The organism is Agromyces sp. G08B096 (assembly GCF_040267705.1).
Taxonomy (GTDB): Bacteria; Actinomycetota; Actinomycetes; order Actinomycetales; family Microbacteriaceae; genus Agromyces.
Window position 1 is genome coordinate 97,895 of record NZ_CP158374.1, and the last position, 14,443, is coordinate 112,337.

At 71.2% G+C, this 14,443-nt stretch carries 12 protein-coding genes; 2 read left to right on the forward strand and 10 right to left on the reverse strand.

The features are described from left to right. Window positions 1-18: 18 nt before the first annotated feature. Window positions 19-762, reverse strand: a complete 744-nt coding sequence (locus ABIQ69_RS00505; RefSeq protein WP_350348439.1) for a hypothetical protein — start codon at window positions 760-762, stop codon at window positions 19-21. A 389-nt stretch (window positions 763-1,151) separates the two neighbouring features. Between ABIQ69_RS00505 and ABIQ69_RS00510 the strand changes: the two genes are divergently transcribed. Next, complete coding sequence (locus ABIQ69_RS00510; RefSeq protein WP_350348440.1) at window positions 1,152-1,475, forward strand: MarR family winged helix-turn-helix transcriptional regulator; 324 nt, start codon at window positions 1,152-1,154, stop codon at window positions 1,473-1,475. A gap of 63 nt (window positions 1,476-1,538) precedes the next feature. On the opposite strand, the gene ABIQ69_RS00515 is transcribed toward ABIQ69_RS00510, so the two are convergent. The 6 genes from ABIQ69_RS00515 to ABIQ69_RS00540 all read right to left on the reverse strand — a co-directional run bounded on the left by ABIQ69_RS00515 (window position 1,539) and on the right by ABIQ69_RS00540 (window position 10,136). After that, window positions 1,539-2,633: an ABC transporter ATP-binding protein gene (locus ABIQ69_RS00515; RefSeq protein WP_350348441.1), complete on the reverse strand. Its 1,095-nt coding sequence runs from the start codon at window positions 2,631-2,633 to the stop codon at window positions 1,539-1,541. After that, the gene (locus ABIQ69_RS00520; protein WP_350348442.1) at window positions 2,630-3,730 is read right to left on the reverse strand and encodes an ABC transporter permease; all 1,101 of its coding nucleotides are present in this window, start codon (window positions 3,728-3,730) and stop codon (window positions 2,630-2,632) included. Before ABIQ69_RS00520 ends, ABIQ69_RS00515 begins: the two co-directional genes overlap by 4 nt. Window position 3,731: 1 nt before the next feature. Further along, window positions 3,732-4,712 (reverse strand): ABC transporter permease, encoded by a 981-nt coding sequence (locus tag ABIQ69_RS00525; protein ID WP_350348443.1) that lies wholly within the window; start codon window positions 4,710-4,712, stop codon window positions 3,732-3,734. Further along, window positions 4,709-5,782 (reverse strand): ABC transporter ATP-binding protein, encoded by a 1,074-nt coding sequence (locus ABIQ69_RS00530; protein ID WP_350348444.1) that lies wholly within the window; start codon window positions 5,780-5,782, stop codon window positions 4,709-4,711. Before ABIQ69_RS00530 ends, ABIQ69_RS00525 begins: the two co-directional genes overlap by 4 nt. 82 nt (window positions 5,783-5,864) lie before the next feature. Further along, window positions 5,865-7,523 carry an ABC transporter substrate-binding protein gene (locus tag ABIQ69_RS00535; protein WP_350348445.1) on the reverse strand — a complete coding sequence of 553 codons (1,659 nt, stop codon included), beginning with the start codon at window positions 7,521-7,523 and terminating at the stop codon, window positions 5,865-5,867. A gap of 51 nt (window positions 7,524-7,574) precedes the next feature. Continuing rightward, entirely contained in the window at window positions 7,575-10,136 is a 2,562-nt protein-coding gene (locus ABIQ69_RS00540; RefSeq protein WP_350348446.1) for a glycoside hydrolase family 3 C-terminal domain-containing protein, read from the reverse strand. Window positions 10,137-10,316: 180 nt separating this feature from the next. On the opposite strand from ABIQ69_RS00540, the gene ABIQ69_RS00545 reads away from it, so the two are divergent. Beyond that, window positions 10,317-10,958, forward strand: coding sequence for a TetR/AcrR family transcriptional regulator (locus ABIQ69_RS00545; RefSeq protein WP_350348447.1), 642 nt, complete (start codon window positions 10,317-10,319; stop codon window positions 10,956-10,958). A 24-nt stretch (window positions 10,959-10,982) separates the two neighbouring features. On the opposite strand, the gene ABIQ69_RS00550 is transcribed toward ABIQ69_RS00545, so the two are convergent. The 3 genes from ABIQ69_RS00550 to arcA are packed head-to-tail and all read right to left on the reverse strand — an operon-like array spanning window position 10,983 to window position 14,443. Further along, the gene (locus tag ABIQ69_RS00550) at window positions 10,983-11,405 is read right to left on the reverse strand and encodes a hypothetical protein (RefSeq protein ID WP_350348448.1); all 423 of its coding nucleotides are present in this window, start codon (window positions 11,403-11,405) and stop codon (window positions 10,983-10,985) included. A gap of 39 nt (window positions 11,406-11,444) precedes the next feature. Next, the gene (locus ABIQ69_RS00555) at window positions 11,445-13,187 is read right to left on the reverse strand and encodes an alpha/beta-hydrolase family protein (RefSeq protein WP_350348449.1); all 1,743 of its coding nucleotides are present in this window, start codon (window positions 13,185-13,187) and stop codon (window positions 11,445-11,447) included. A gap of 5 nt (window positions 13,188-13,192) precedes the next feature. Continuing rightward, complete coding sequence (gene arcA, locus ABIQ69_RS00560; RefSeq protein WP_350348450.1) at window positions 13,193-14,443, reverse strand: arginine deiminase; 1,251 nt, start codon at window positions 14,441-14,443, stop codon at window positions 13,193-13,195.

The following is a 14,443-nucleotide window of genomic DNA, read 5'->3' on the forward strand; positions in this document are numbered from 1 at the left end:
TCCCAGGAGACGGGAGAGTCAGTCGTGGTGAGGACGGTTGGCGTCGTGGGGTCCGTGCCCGTCGTGGAGGTGGACGTGGACGTGCACGTCCTGGCGGCCGGCGCCGTGGCGGTGGCCGGGGCGGCCGTCGAAGCCGTGGCCCCCTCCGTGATGCGGCCGACCGTGCTCGTCGCCGTGGCCACGCTCGTGGCCGTGGCCGTGCTCGCCGCGGTGGCCCCAGCCGGCGTGGCCCTGCGCGCGCTCGCCGAACCCGTGCCCGAATCCTCCGCGGAAGCGCCGGCCGCCGCGGCGGCCGCGCGGCAGGGGCTGGGACTCGTCCCAGCCGAGCTCGCGGGCGATGGTCTCGAGGGTCGCGACCGTGGTCTCGAAGTCCTCGGGGCTGACGGCGCCGACGACGCGCTCGCGCAGCGCGCGGACGTCGCCGAGCAGGCGCTCGCGGGCCTCCTCGCCGTCCGGCGTCAGCCGGGCGGGGATGCCCCGGACCCAGCCGCGCTCGACGAGGCGGTGCAGCTTCTCGGGGTGGTCGCGGAGCCGTGCGGCGAGGTGCGCGTCGTCGGCTCGGCCGGCGAGCAGGTTGAGGGCCCGCCAGTCGCGGCGGGTGAGGCCTTCGGCGGCGAAGAGGTCGGCCATCGCCTCTGAGAGGCGGCGGTCGACGACCTTCAGCCAGAAGCCGAACGGGCGGCGGGCGTCGGAGTCATCCGAGTCGTGGCTCAGGCCGTCGTGGTGGTCATGGTTCTCGGGGATCTGCTGATCGGTGGTCATGGCGTGGTTCCTTCCTCGGTGCGCCCGTCGGGCGCCCGGCGCGCGATGCGCGGTGAGCAATTGCATGTCTTATGACATATATATGTACAATGACATGCATGTCCGACCCGAGTCAAGCGGCACCCGGCGAATCCTCAGCTTCAGGCCCGGTCGCTGCCGTCGAGGCGGCACTCGGAGCACTCCGCGGCGCCGGACGTCGGGGCCCCGGCGGTCCGTTCGCAGGTGCGCCGTTCGGGCCGCCCGCGTTCGGAGCGGGGACCTGGGCCGGCCGGCCGGGCGGCCCGCGTGCGAGCAGCCACGATGCACGCGATCCCCACGACCAGCACCACGGTCATCACCCGCCCCATCACGGGCATCGCGGCCCAGGCGCACGCGGCGGTCATGCCGCGATGCGCCTGCTCGGCGCCCTCGTCGCGCAGGGTCCGGGGTCGATCAGCGAGCTCGCCGCGAGGATCGGCGTCGATCAGCCGCGGACGAGCCGCCTCGCGCAGGCCGCGATCGCCGCAGGCCAGGTGCGGCGCGAGGCGGATCCCGCAGACGCAAGGCGGAGCATCCTCGTCATCACCGACGCCGGACGCGCCGTGCTCGACGCCACCCTGACCCAGCGCCGCGCCGCGGTGGAAACCGCCCTGTCAGGTTTCACCGACGGCGAGCGTGCCGAGTTCGCCCGGCTGCTCACCCGCTTCGTCGAGGCCTGGCCGCGCGAGCCCTGACCGGGCGCGTCCCGCCCAGCATCCGGCCGAGGCTGCCCTGGACCGAGACCGAGACCGGTCGCGCTAGCGCGCGAGCTCGCCCGGCACCTCGCGCGGCTCGAACCCTGCGGCCGCGACGCGTTCGGGCTCGTGGCGGAGGCAGGCGACCCGTCGACGCGGGTCGTCGTCGGCGATGTGCGGCGGGGTGAGCTGCGGGTCGAGGGTCGCGCACGGGTCCCACGCGAACGCGCAGCGATCGCGGAACGGGCAGCCGCCGCCGAGCTTCGCCAGGTCGGGCGGCGAGCCGGGGATGCCCTGCAGCTCGCGCCGCGGACCGCGGAGCGGCGGGAACGAGTGCAGCAGCGCCGACGAGTACGGATGCCTCGGCCGCCGGTAGACGTCGAGCGACGCGGCATCCTCGACGATCTCGCCCGCGTACATGATCGCGATGCGGTCGGCGATCTCGATCAGCAGCGACACGTCGTGCGTGATGAAGATCACGGAGAAGCCGAGGCGGTCGCGGAGCTCGGCGATCTGCTCGACGATCTGGCGCTGCATGACGACGTCGAGGGCGGTCGTCGGCTCGTCCATGATGAGCACCTGCGGTTCGAGCGCGAGCGCCATCGCGATCATCACGCGCTGGCGCATGCCGCCCGACAGCTGGTGCGGGTACGAGCGCAGGCGGTCGGGCGAGATGCCGACGAGCTCGAGCAGCTCGGCCGCGCGGTCGAGCGCCTCCGCCTTCGACGTTCCCGGTCGGTGGGCGAGGATGCCGTCGGCGATCTGCCGCCCGATGCGGAACACCGGGTTCAGCGAGTTCATCGCGCCCTGGAACACGATCGCGAGGTCCTGCCAGCGGGACGCGCGGAGCGCGGCGTCGTCGAGGGCGAGGATGTCGGTGCGCCGGCCGTCGCGGTCGGTGAACAGCACCTCGCCGCCGGTGATGAGACCGGGCGGCGGCAGCAGGCGCGTCGCGGCGTAGGCGAGCGTCGACTTGCCGCACCCGGACTCGCCGGCGAGGCCGAGCACCTCGCCGCGGCCGAGGGTGAGCGACACGTCGCGCAGCACGTGGACGGGATCGCCGTCGTAGCCGTAGTCGACGGACAGGTTGCGGATCTCGAGCACGGGGTCGGCGACGGGCGCGGCGGACGGCGTCCCGGCGGGGGTGAGGAGCGTCATGCGCGGGCTCCGTTCGAGGACGAGGTGGACGAGGACGACGACGGGGAACCCGCTCGGCGCGAGGCATCCGCCTCATGCACGACCGGGGTGAACCCGATCCGCGGGCGGATGCCGCGCCGCCGCAGCGACCTCGCGTTCAGGCCCGTCGAGCGCAGCCGCGGGTTGACGAACTCGTCGATGCCGAAGTTGATGAGGGTGAGCGCCATCCCGAGCAGCGCGATGCAGAGCCCGGCGGGGACGAACCACCACCAGGCGCCCCGCTGCAGCGCGAGCTGCGCCTGCGCCTGGTAGAGCACGGTGCCCCAGTTCCACTCGCCGGTGTTGCCGATGCCGATGAACGACAGGGTGATGAGCGAGAGCACCGCGAAGCTCACCGTGCCGACGAAGCCGGAGGCGATGATCGCGGTCAGGTTCGGCAGGATCTCGGCGGTGATGATGCGCCAGGTGCGCTCGCCGTTCGCCCGGGCGGCCTCGACGAAGTCGCGCCGTCGGAGCGACAGCGTCTGGGCGCGGAGCACCCGGGCGCCCCACGCCCAGCCCGTGATCGCGATGACGAGGGCGACGGTCACGCCGCCGACCGAGGGCAGCTGCCCCGCGATGATGATGATGAGCGGCAGCTGCGGGATGACGAGGAAGACGTTCGCGAGCACCGACAACGACTCGTCGCCCAGCCCGCCGACGTACCCCGCCGTGACGCCGATGATCACGCCGATCGCGGTGGCGACGATGCCCGCGACGAAGCCGACCACGATGACCCCGCGCGTGCCGACGACGATCTGCGAGAAGACGTCCTGACCGAGGTGCGTGGTGCCGAACAGGTGCTCCCACGACGGCGGCTGCAGCACGTCGCTGCTCCGCGCGCTCGGGTCGTACGGCGCGATCCACGGGCCGATGACGGCGATGACCAGGAAGAACGTGAGGATCGCGAGCCCGGTGAGCGCTTTCGCGTTCCGCACGAAGAGGAACTTGCGGGATGCCCCGGGCACCCCGCGCCCCCGCCCGCGCGAGCGCGCCGCGGCGACCGCGCCGGTCATCGGCGTCTGCGAGGGGGTTTCGAGCTCCCGGCCCTCCTCGACGATGCTGGTATCGATCGTCATGTCAGCCCTCCTGCCTGGTGCGCGGATCGAGGATCCCGTAGACGACGTCGGCCACGATGTTGGCGAGCAGCACCGCGATCGTGATGACGAGGAAGATGCCCTGCATGAGGGGGTAGTCCTTCGCCGCGACGGCCGTGAACAGGTAGTAGCCGATGCCCTGGTACGAGAAGACGATCTCCATCACGAGGGTGCCGCCGACGATGAAGCCGAGCGAGAGCGCGAAGCTCGACACCTGCGGCAGGATCGCGTTGCGCGCCGCGTAGCCGAACATCACGCGGCGCTCGGAGAGCCCCTTGGCCTGGGCGACGGTGACGTAGTCCTCGCTGGAGACGGTGACCATCATGTTCCGCATGCCGAGGATCCAGCCCGAGATGGAGGCGATGACGACCGTCGTCGCGGGCAGGATCGCGTACCAGATGACCGAGCCCACGAACTCCCAGCTGAACGCCGGCACGAGCGACCGGTCGTAGCTGCCGGAGGCGGGGAACCACCCGAGGGTGACCGAGAAGATCGAGATCGCGATGAGCGCGAGCCAGAAGTACGGCACCGCGGAGAAGAACGTGGAGATGGGCAGCAGCGAGTCGGCCCAGGTGCCCCGGCGCCAGCCGATGCCCGTGCCGATGAGGGTGCCGATCGTGAAGCTCAGGATGGTCGCGACGCCGACGAGGCCGATGGTCCACGGCAGCGCCTGCGCGATGACCTGCGCCACCGGGGTCGGGAAGTAGGTGAACGAGATGCCGAGCTCGCCGCGGAAGAGCAGGCCCCAGTAGTCGAGGTACTGCTGCCAGAGCGTGGTGTCCTGGTCGAGCCCGAACAGGGTGCGGAGCGACGCGATCGCATCGGTGGAGATGCGGCCCTGGTTCTTCGCGATGAGCGCGCTCACCGGGTCGCCCGGCATGATCCGCGGGATGAAGAAGTTGATGGTGACCGCTGCCCAGAAGGTGATCACGTAGAAGATCGCGCGGCGGATGAAGAACCTCATGCGGATGCCTCCACGCCCGTCGCCGTCTCGCCGATGAGCGCCGCGCGATCGCCGTAGGCCTCGAGCACCGAGCCGAGGTCGGGCCGGTCGGGCCGGTCGGAGTAGCCCCAGCAGGCCGCCTGGCGGCCGTCGCCGACGGCGAGGAGCGGCGGCGTCTCGGTGCGGCAGAGCTCGACCGCGAACGGGCAGCGCGGGTGGAAGCGGCATCCGCTCGGCGGCTTCACGAGGCTCGGCGCCTCGCCGCGGGCGCCGTGGGCGCGCGCCTCGAGGTCGTCGGGGTCGGGCGCCGAGCGCACGAGCAGCTGCGTGTACGGATGCTTCGGATCCTGGGTGACCGACTCGGAGTCGCCGGTCTCGACGATGCGGCCGGCGTACATGACCATCGTGCGGTCGGCGAAGTAGCGGGCCGAGGCGATGTCGTGCGTGATGTAGAGGATCGCGATGCGGAGCCGGTCGCGGAGGTCTTGGAGGAGGTTCAGGATGCCGAGGCGGATCGAGACGTCGAGCATCGAGATCGGCTCGTCGGCGAGCAGCACCTCGGGGTCGGCGGCGAGGGCCCGGGCGATGGCGACGCGCTGGCGCTGGCCGCCGGAGAGCTCGTGGGGGAACTTGTCGAGGTAGCGTTGGGCGGGCTTCAGCTGCACGCGGTCGAGGAGATCGACGAGGGCCTGCTCGAGCTCGGCGCCCCGGAGCCGCCCGCGGTGGATGCGCAGGCTCCGGGTGAGCACGTACCGCACGGTGTGCACGGGGTTCAGCGACCCGAACGGGTCCTGGAAGATCATCTGCACGCGGCCGACGTAGCGGCGGAAGGCGCGGCGCCCGCGTGCGGTGGCGTCCTCGCCGTGCAGGAGCAGCCGGCCGCCGGTCAGCGGCATGAGCTGGGCGAGCAGCCGGGCGATGGTCGACTTGCCCGAGCCCGACTCGCCCACGAGGGCGAGCACGCTGCCGCGGCGGAGCTCGAAGCTCACGTCGTCGACGGCGTGCACGACGTCGCGCGAGCCGACGCCGCGCAGCTTGAAGTGCTTCCGCAGCTCGACCGCCTGGAGGACGGGGATGTCGTCGTCAGTCATGCCTCACCTGTGGGGATGCTCGGGGGTGGTGCGGCGGGCGCTGCGCGCCCGCCGCACCGGGTGGATCGGTGCCGGGCCGACGTTACTTCGTCGGCTCGAGCTTGGAGAGGATGAGCGCCGCCTGCGGCCCGGTGGGCTGCGGGTTGGCGTAGGGGTCCTCGGCGGTCGGGAAGCCCGTGTAGTTCACCGTGGAGTACTGGGCGACGGCGGGGCGGGACCAGATGATGATGCCCGGGACATCCTCGACGAAGTGCTTCTGCACGACGTCGAGCGCGGCCTGGCGCTCCTCGTCGGTCGTCGCGGCCTTGTAGGTCGCGAGCGCCTGGGTGACCTCGTCGTTCTTGTAGCGGCCGAAGTTCCAGTTCGCGGTCTCGCCGAGCGGCACGTAGGAGGCGCCGTCCATGATGTTCGCGTACATGTTCCACGGCGTGGAGCCGCCGTCGGTCCAGTGCAGCGACGCCTGGAAGTTGCCGAACGGGATGGTGTCGTTGAACCAGGTGTCCTGGACGATGGGCTCGACCGTGGCCTCGGCGCCGAGCTCGGCGGCGCCCTCGGCGATGATGCCGAGCGCGTCGAGGTAGTCGGTCCAGCCGCTCGGGTTGGTGAGCGTGAACGAGACGGGTTCGCCGTCCGGGTCGACGAGCTGCTCGCCCTGCCAGGTGTAGCCGGCGTCGGTCAGCACCTGCTTGGCGCCCTCGACGTCGACCTCGAGCTCCTGGCCCTGGTACTCGTCGGAGATGAAGGCGTCGCCAGACGGCTGCGGCAGGCCGGTGACGCTCGTGATCTCGGGCCACACGCCGTAGCCGGCGGTCTCCGAGATGTCGCCGCGGTCGACGACCATGTTGAGCGCCTTGCGGAACGCGACGTCGTTGAACGGCTTCGTCTCGGTGTTGAGGTACAGCACGTCGACGCCGAACCCGCCGCCCGCGACCTGGGCGTAGTGCTCGGGGTTCTTCGCGATGAACGTCTCCTCGTAGTCGGGGATGAACGTCCAGCCCCACTGCGCCTCGCCGGTGGTGAGGGCGGTCGTGAGCCCCGCGTTGTCGTTGAAGGCGTCGTAGCGGAGCTGCGCGACCTTCGGCTTCTCGCCCCAGTAGTCGGGGTTCGGCTCGAGCGTCACGGCCTGCGGGGTGAAGGTCTTCAGCTTGAACGGGCCGGTGCCGATCATCTCGTCGTCGGTCCAGTTCACCGCGTCCTGGTCGGCCCAGAGGTGCTCGGGCACGATCAGCAGCTTGTAGAGCTTCACCTGGTTGACGTACTGCCCCGTGGTGAAGTTCACCGTGATCTGGTTGCCGTCGACGGTGATGTCGCCGTACTGGTCGGGGAAGTCGATGTTCAGCTCGGGGTTGTCCTTACGGAGCTGGATGGAGAACGCGATGTCCTCTGCGGTGAAGTCCTCGCCGTCGGACCACTTCACGCCCTCGCGGGCGGTGATGACCGCCTGGGTGGAGTCGGCGTTCCACTCGACCGACTCGGCGAGCCACGGCGTGGGCGGCGCGGTCGGGTCGATCTCGTTGACCTGCATGAGCGACTCGTAGACCGCGAAGGCGTAGCCGAGCGAGAGCGAGGCCGAGCCGGTGGCCAGCGGGTTGTGGTTGGGCTGCTGCGGTCCGTTGGGCATGCCGACGGTGAGCACCTTGGTGCCCGTGTCGCCACCGCCGCCGGCGTCTCCGCTGCAGCCCGTGAACACCAGGCCGGCCGCGACCAGGACGGCCCCGGTGGCCAGGATGCGCTTTCGCATGTCAATGCCTCCTTGCATTCGATCCATTGTGAGTGAGCAGGACGCTCGGTATTACTGGGATGCCCCGTCCTCGACCGGCACCGGGGCTGCGAGTCGCAGGTCCCGGCTGGAGCGGCCGATGCGGAGGCGGTACTCCCCGGGCGGCAGGTGCCACTCGGAGCGGTCGACGTCCCACACCTCGAAGGCGCGGCGCGCGATCTCGATGCGGACGGTGGCCTCGGCGCCGGGGTCGGCGTCGACGACGGCGAAGCCGGCGAGCCAGCGAAGGGGGCGGGCGTAGCCGACCTCCTCGGCCGGCGCCGCGGGAGCCTCGAGGTACGCCTGCACGACCTCGCGGCCCGGGCGAGCGCCGGTGTTGGCGATCACCGCTTCGGCGATGACGAAGGGGGATGCCCCGTCCGCGGCTTCCTCGATGCGCACCGAGCGGTACTCCCAGTCGGCGTATCCGAGGCCGAAGCCGAACTCGCGTGCGGGGGTGCGGTCGAGGCGGTCCCAGCCGCGGTGGCCGACGTGCACGCCCTCGGTGTAGTCGATGACGCCGTCGACGGGGATGCCGTCGGGCACGGGCACGTCGGCCTCGCGGGCCGGCAGGGTCCACGGGAGTCGGCCGCTCGGCTCGATGGCGCCGGTGAGGACGGCGGCGAGCGAGGCGCCCGCCTCCTGGCCGGGCAGCCACCACCAGAGCGCGGCGGGCACCTCGTCGAGCCAGGGGAGGATGACGGGCGCGCCGGCGTTCACGACGACGACGGTGCTCGGGTTCGCGGCGGCGACGCGGCGGACGAGCTCGTCCTGCCGGCCGGGCAGCGCGAGCGTGGGGCGATCCCAGCCCTCCGACTCGGTCTCGGGGTTGGTGCCGATGACGACGACCGCGAGGTCCGCGGCGGACGCTGCAGCGACCGCGAGGTCGAGCTCCTCGTCGATCGACGGCCCGGGGGCCCGGTAGCGGAAGTGCAGGCGGACGAACCGCCCGTACGACTCGCCGTCGACGACCTGGAGGTCGGCCTCGACCCGGACCCGTCGGGGCTCGCCGAGCTCGACCGGCGTCTCGACGTGCGCCGGGTTGCTGTAGCTGGAGTCGAGGATGACCTCGGCGCCGACCTCGCGGTCGGAGCGGCTCCGTTCGACGCCGTCGACGACGATGCGGTGCGCGCCGACCGGACCGAGGTCGACCACGTGCACACCGGGCTCCTCGAGCGCGAGGTCGACGGTGAGGCGCACGCGGGCGGTGCCTGCGCGGGTCACCGGGAACCAGAGGGCCTCGGCGTCGGGGAGCACGAGCCGGCCGAGCACGTCGCCCTCGTCGCCGAGCTCCTCGATGAGGATCCCGGGCTCGCCCTCCGGCGTGCGGAGGAGGCCGGCGGGCACGAGCGGCGCCTTCACGGTGGTGGGGCCCCCGCGGTGCCGGGTGATCTCGGCGCCGGGGTACGCCTCGCGGAGCGCCGCGAGCGGGTCGGACACGTGCGGCGGCGTGACGAACGCGCTGCCGCCGCCCTGGGTGAACGGCTCGACGGCGTTGTGGCCGATGAGGGCGATGCGGCGCGGGGCATCCGTACCGGTCGGCGCGACCGGCAGCAGGCCGCGGTCGTTGCGCAGCACGACGGTCGATCGGGCCGCCGCCTCGCGGAGCAGCGCGACGGTCTCCTCGCCGGCGGGGTCCTCCGTGGCGCCGTGCGCGTCGTACGGCTCCACGGTGCCGGGGATGCCGCTGAGCGCCCCGACTCGCTCGGCGAGGCGCAGGATCCGCGCGACCTTGTCGTCGATGACCGCCTCGGGCACTCGCCCGGCGCGGACCTCGGCGAGCAGGGCGTCGCCCCAGGGCCCGCCGGGGCCGGGCATCACGAGGTCGAGCCCGGCGAGCGCGGACTCGGCGGTGTGCTTGGTGGCGAGCCAGTCGCTCACGACGACGCCGTCGAAGCCCCACTCGCCCTTGAGGAGTCCGTCGAGCAGCGGGCGGTGCGCGGTCGCGGTGGCGCCGACGCCGTCGCGTTCGATGCCGTTGTAGGCGGCCATGATCGTCCAGACGCCGGCCTCGACGACGGCCTGGAACGGGGCGAGGTAGACCTCGCGGAGGGTCTGCTCGTCGATGCGCGCGAGGTACTCGGTGCGATCGGTCTCGGTCTCGTTGCCGACGAAGTGCTTCACCGAGGTGCCGATGCCCTCGGCCTGGATGGCCTGCACGAACGCGACGGCCAGCCGCGCGGTGAGCAGCGGATCCTCGGAGAGGCACTCGAAGTGACGACCGCCGACCGGGCTGCGCTGCAGGTTCACGACGGGAGCGAGCACGATGTCGATGCCCTTGCGCCTCGCCTCGGCGGCCATGAGCGCGCCGAGCTCGGCCTGGAGCCGTTCGTCCCATGTGGCGGCCGTAGCGCTCGGCGAGGGCAGCTGCGCCGACGGCAGGCCGTCTTCGCCGGTGCCGCGCACCCCGATCGGGCCGTCGGAGACGGTGATGGTCCGAAGCCCGACCTGCGGCAGTTCGGGGAGGGTCCAGGTGGCCGCGCCGGTGAGGAGCCGGACCTTGTCCTCCAGCGGGAGGGTGGCCGCGAGGGCGGCCGGGTCGGGTGCCCGGTCGGGGGCGATCGTCTCGCCGGGGGCGGTCGTGGTCGAGCTCACAGCACTCCGTTCAGGCTCGTCGTTGAGGTGACGCCGAACATCGTGACACACTTACTGACTTGTAAGTAAGTCTGCGCATTACGGTTCGGTAACGCCGACGGTTGGCAGCATCCGGCGAACGCGTGGAATGCTGCACTCGACGCGCGGGTCGGAGCGGCGCGCACGGGAGGGAACGGCGAATTGGTCGACACGACGCAGGGCGAACCCCGCGGCAAGGCCGCCGCGGAGCGCGTCCAGCGACCGCAGGCGCGCACGCTCGAACGACGCGAGGCAGTGCTGAAAGCCGCCATGAAGGTCTTCGGCGCGCACGGTTACCACAAGGGCGCGCTCGTCGAGGTGGCCGAAGAGGCCGGGATGACCCACGCCGGGGTCCTGCACCACTTCGGCTCGAAGGAGGGCCTGCTGATCGCGATGCTGAAGTACCGCGACGGCGAGGAGGCCGCCGGTGTGCCCGCCCGCGCCCAGACCGAAGGGCCCGCGTTCCTCCAGCACCTCGTCGACACCGTCGACGAGAACACCCGCCGCCGCGGTGTCGTGCAGGCCTACACCGTGCTCTCCGGCGAGTCGGTCGCAGATGGGCACCCCGCGCACGACTACTTCCACGAACGCACGCACATCCTCCGCGAGAAGATCGCGGGCGTCTTCGGCGAGGTCACCGGCAGCACCGACGAGCAGGCGCTCGCCGACGCGGCATCCACCCTCATCGCCGTCATGGACGGCCTGCAGCTGCAGTGGCTGCTCGAACCCGAGGCCGTCGAGATGCCGCGCCTCGTCGGCACCGTCATCGACGAGCTCATCGCCCGGCTCAGCCGGGCCGAGTGACCTCGGCGGCCGCTCGAACCTGCCTCAGCTGCGTCGGCGACCGGGCCCTGCGGCGATCAGGTCCCTCCCGTGCACCGTGATCGCATAGATCACGAGGATGTCGAGGCTGAGCACGATGAGCGACCACCAGGGTTGCACGGGCAGGAGGGCGAGCTGGCCGATGGCGTTGAACGTCACGAGGATGACGGCCGCGACCCTCGCCCACGCCGCCCCCGAGAACAGCGCAGCGCCGACCAGCACGAGCAGCGCACCGCTGATGACATGCCACCAGCCCCAGCCCGCCACGTCGAACAGCAACAGCGCACCCGTCGGCGCCTGCAGATAGGCGCTGTCGGGCAGAGCCAGTGCGATGAAGCCGTACAACATGTCGAAGCTTCCGGCGAGGATCAGCATGATCGCTGCGAACACTCCCCATCCGGCCCAGCCGGACACCTTGACATCGCTCATTCGGATTCGCTCCTTCATCGTGAAACGGTCGCCTGCCGGCTACTCGAGGTACCGGCCGGTGGGCTGGGTCGGGGCGTATGCCTCGATCCTCGCCTGGATGCGGTCGATGGCGTCCTGCGGGAGGTCGGCGTCCCCCGAGACGGAGCGCCAGCCGTCGACATAGACATCGCCGTAGTTGTGGCCATGGCTTGCCGGAACGTGGTCGCTCGCGAACTTGTCGATCACGAGCTGCACCGCAGTGACCAGCGGGATCCAGACCATCGAATCGCTCACATCGGGCGCCCGTTGCCCGGGTTCCAGCCATTCGGGGCTCGCCCAGATCAGCTCCGGCCCCAGCCAGGTGACGGGATCGGTGCCGTGCTGGAGGTACGCGACCCGCGGTTCGTCCCACCGGCCTTCGATCGCGTCGAAATCGCCGTGCTCCGACAGCCACCGCACTTCGCGGCCGTCGTCGACCACCGGCTTCCAGGCAGGGCTCCCGACGTCTCGGCGGGCGGTGAGCTCGCGCCACATCGCCGAGTGGTTCGGGCTGCCGGCGAACAGCGCGCCCGACGTGCCGGCGCGAAGCGCCGAGAGATCACTGAACGTCGCCTGCGCCCCGTGAGCCCCGAGGCTCAGTCCGTACAGGTACAGCCCGGGGCGATCCGAGGGAGGCAGTGAGATCCATCGCTCGTGGACGGCCCGATACAACTCCCTCGACGACGCCACCGGTGCGTCGGGGTCCAGCAGGAACGACACGAAGCTCGGTTGGTGCGAAAACTGGATGGCGGCGATCGCCGTGTCACCGCCGTGAAGGTACTCGACGGCATCCACGGCTTGCGGCTCCAACCACCCCGACCCGGTCGTCGTCGCGACGACGAGCACCTCACGATCGAACCCGCCGGTTCGTTCGAGTTCTCGAACGGCCATCGCGGCACGCTCCTCGACGGTGGGCGCATTGGCGACGCCGACGTACACCCTGACCGGCTCGACGGCGGCGGCGCCCGTCATCGCCCGGATGTCGTCGGCGGTCGGCCCGCCGGCGAGGAAACTGCTGCCGTGCCGACCGACCTGGTCCCAGCGCACTTCCGACTCCGGGCCGGCCGATCGGAATCCGCTGTCGGGCTCGACGACGCCGTCAGCCACCTGACCATTCGTGGCGAGATACACGCGATCCAGGGCGAGGAACGCCAGAGCGAGCGCCCCGATGGTCACGGCCAGGAGGCCGACCACGGTGACGGCGGCGCCCCAGCCTCGGCCAAGGCGTCGCGCCAGGACCCGGAAGAGACGACGGATGCCGCGGCCGATGGCGATGCCGACGATGACGACCGGCACGAAGCCTGCCAGGAACAGCACGACGTCGAAGGCATCGACGACGGGCACCTCCACCGCACGACGCACGTCGTTCTGCCAGTGCAGCGACGCCGCGGCGAAGGCGATCAGCAGCCCGCCGAGGATCACGCCCGCGATGCTTCGGAGAACGACCCGGGCTCGACGACTCGGCGACCACGGCCGAAGCCGCGCGATCACGCTCGAGCATGCCGCCCCGACCGAGTACCCGGCCAGAAACGCGACCCCCGAGACGATGCCCTGGGCGAGGTCGGTGCGGGGCATGAGCGAGGGAGTCATCGCGACCGCCGCGAGGATCAGCCCGCCGATGAGGCCGCCGAAGTCGAGGTGCCACCATCTCCGGGCGCGATTCGCCCGTGGATCCTGGGCATCGCTTCGCGCTGCCCGCTCGCGGACTCCGACCGTCGTCGACGCGTCAGGAGCGGACGTGGCGGTCACCTCCTGGTCGACCATGGCGGTCAGTAGTCGACGGGCTCGCGGATGATCGGGCAGGTCATGCAGTGCCCGCCGCCTCGACCGCGGCCGAGTTCGCCGCCGACGATGGTGATGACCTCCACGCCCGCCTTCCGGAGCAAGTCGTTGGTCTGCGTGTTGCGATCGTAGGTGTAGACCACTCCGGGCCTCAGGGCGACGGCGTTGTTCCCGCTGTCCCACTGCTGACGCTCCGACGCGTAGACATCGCCGCCGGTCTCGATGACGTGGAGCTTGGGCAGCCCGAGTCCGTCGGCCACGACCTCGACGAAGGGAGTGGTGCCCTCATCGGTGAGATGGATGGGGCTGCCCTTGCCGCCCGGCCGAAGCGAGAACGAGTGGATGCTGTCCACGATGTTCGGGAAGAGGGTGACGATATCGCGATCCGCGAACGTGAACACGGTGTCGAGGTGCATCGCCGCGCGGAGCTTCGGCATGCCCGCGACGATCACCCGCTCGGCCGCACCCTGTTCGAACAGGGCCGCTGCGACCTGGGTGATCGCCTGGCGGGAGGTGCGCTCGCTCATACCCATGAGCACCACGCCGTTCCCGACGGGCATGATGTCTCCGCCTTCGAAGGTGGCCTGCCCCCAGTCCTGCTCGGGGTCGCCCCACCAGACGACCGAGCCGGTGAAGTCGGGATGGAACCGGTAGATCGCCTTCATGAGCAGCGTCTCGTCGTGCCGTGCCGGCCAGTAGAGCGGGTTGAGGGTCACGCCGCCGTACAGCCAGCAGGTGGTGTCCCTGGTGTAGAGCGTGTTCGGCAGTGGCGGCATCAGGTACTCCCGCGCGCCCGTCGATTCGCGTGCGAGTGCCGCGTAGTCCGTGCGGTACTCGTCGGGCACGTCGGAGGTCGCCAGGCCGCCGATCAGGAATTCGGCCAGCTCCGCCGGCGAGAGGGTCTCGAGGAAGGCACGCGTCGCGTCGACCAGGCCGAGCCCGACCTCGTTCGCGGTGATCTTCCGGTCGAGCAGCCACTCGCGCGCATCGGCGATCGCCATCGTCTCCGCCAGGAGCTCGTGCAGCTCCACGACGTCGACTCCGTTCGCCCGGAGGCTCGCGACGAAGTCGGCGTGGTCGCGCTGCGCGTTCTCGACCCACAGCACGTCGTCGAAGAGCAGCGAGTCCGCATTGGTCGGAGTGAGGCGTCGGTGCGCGAGCCCGGGAGCGCAGACCAGCACCTTGCGGAGCGCCCCGACTTCGGAGTGGACGCCGTACGCGGAGGACGGAGTGTTCAT

Bases quoted from the DNA above. Each gene is read 5' to 3' on its own strand.
- ABIQ69_RS00505 (WP_350348439.1), bottom strand. From the start codon at position 762: ATGACCACCGATCAGCAGATCCCCGAGAACCATGACCACCACGACGGC.
- ABIQ69_RS00510 (WP_350348440.1), top strand. From the start codon at position 1,152: ATGCGCCTGCTCGGCGCCCTCGTCGCGCAGGGTCCGGGGTCGATCAGC.
- ABIQ69_RS00515 (WP_350348441.1), bottom strand. From the start codon at position 2,633: ATGACGCTCCTCACCCCCGCCGGGACGCCGTCCGCCGCGCCCGTCGCC.
- ABIQ69_RS00520 (WP_350348442.1), bottom strand. From the start codon at position 3,730: ATGACGATCGATACCAGCATCGTCGAGGAGGGCCGGGAGCTCGAAACC.
- ABIQ69_RS00525 (WP_350348443.1), bottom strand. From the start codon at position 4,712: ATGAGGTTCTTCATCCGCCGCGCGATCTTCTACGTGATCACCTTCTGG.
- ABIQ69_RS00530 (WP_350348444.1), bottom strand. From the start codon at position 5,782: ATGACTGACGACGACATCCCCGTCCTCCAGGCGGTCGAGCTGCGGAAG.
- ABIQ69_RS00535 (WP_350348445.1), bottom strand. From the start codon at position 7,523: ATGCGAAAGCGCATCCTGGCCACCGGGGCCGTCCTGGTCGCGGCCGGC.
- ABIQ69_RS00550 (WP_350348448.1), bottom strand. From the start codon at position 11,405: ATGAGCGATGTCAAGGTGTCCGGCTGGGCCGGATGGGGAGTGTTCGCA.
- ABIQ69_RS00555 (WP_350348449.1), bottom strand. From the start codon at position 13,187: ATGGTCGACCAGGAGGTGACCGCCACGTCCGCTCCTGACGCGTCGACG.
- arcA (WP_350348450.1), bottom strand. From the start codon at position 14,443: ATGAACACTCCGTCCTCCGCGTACGGCGTCCACTCCGAAGTCGGGGCG.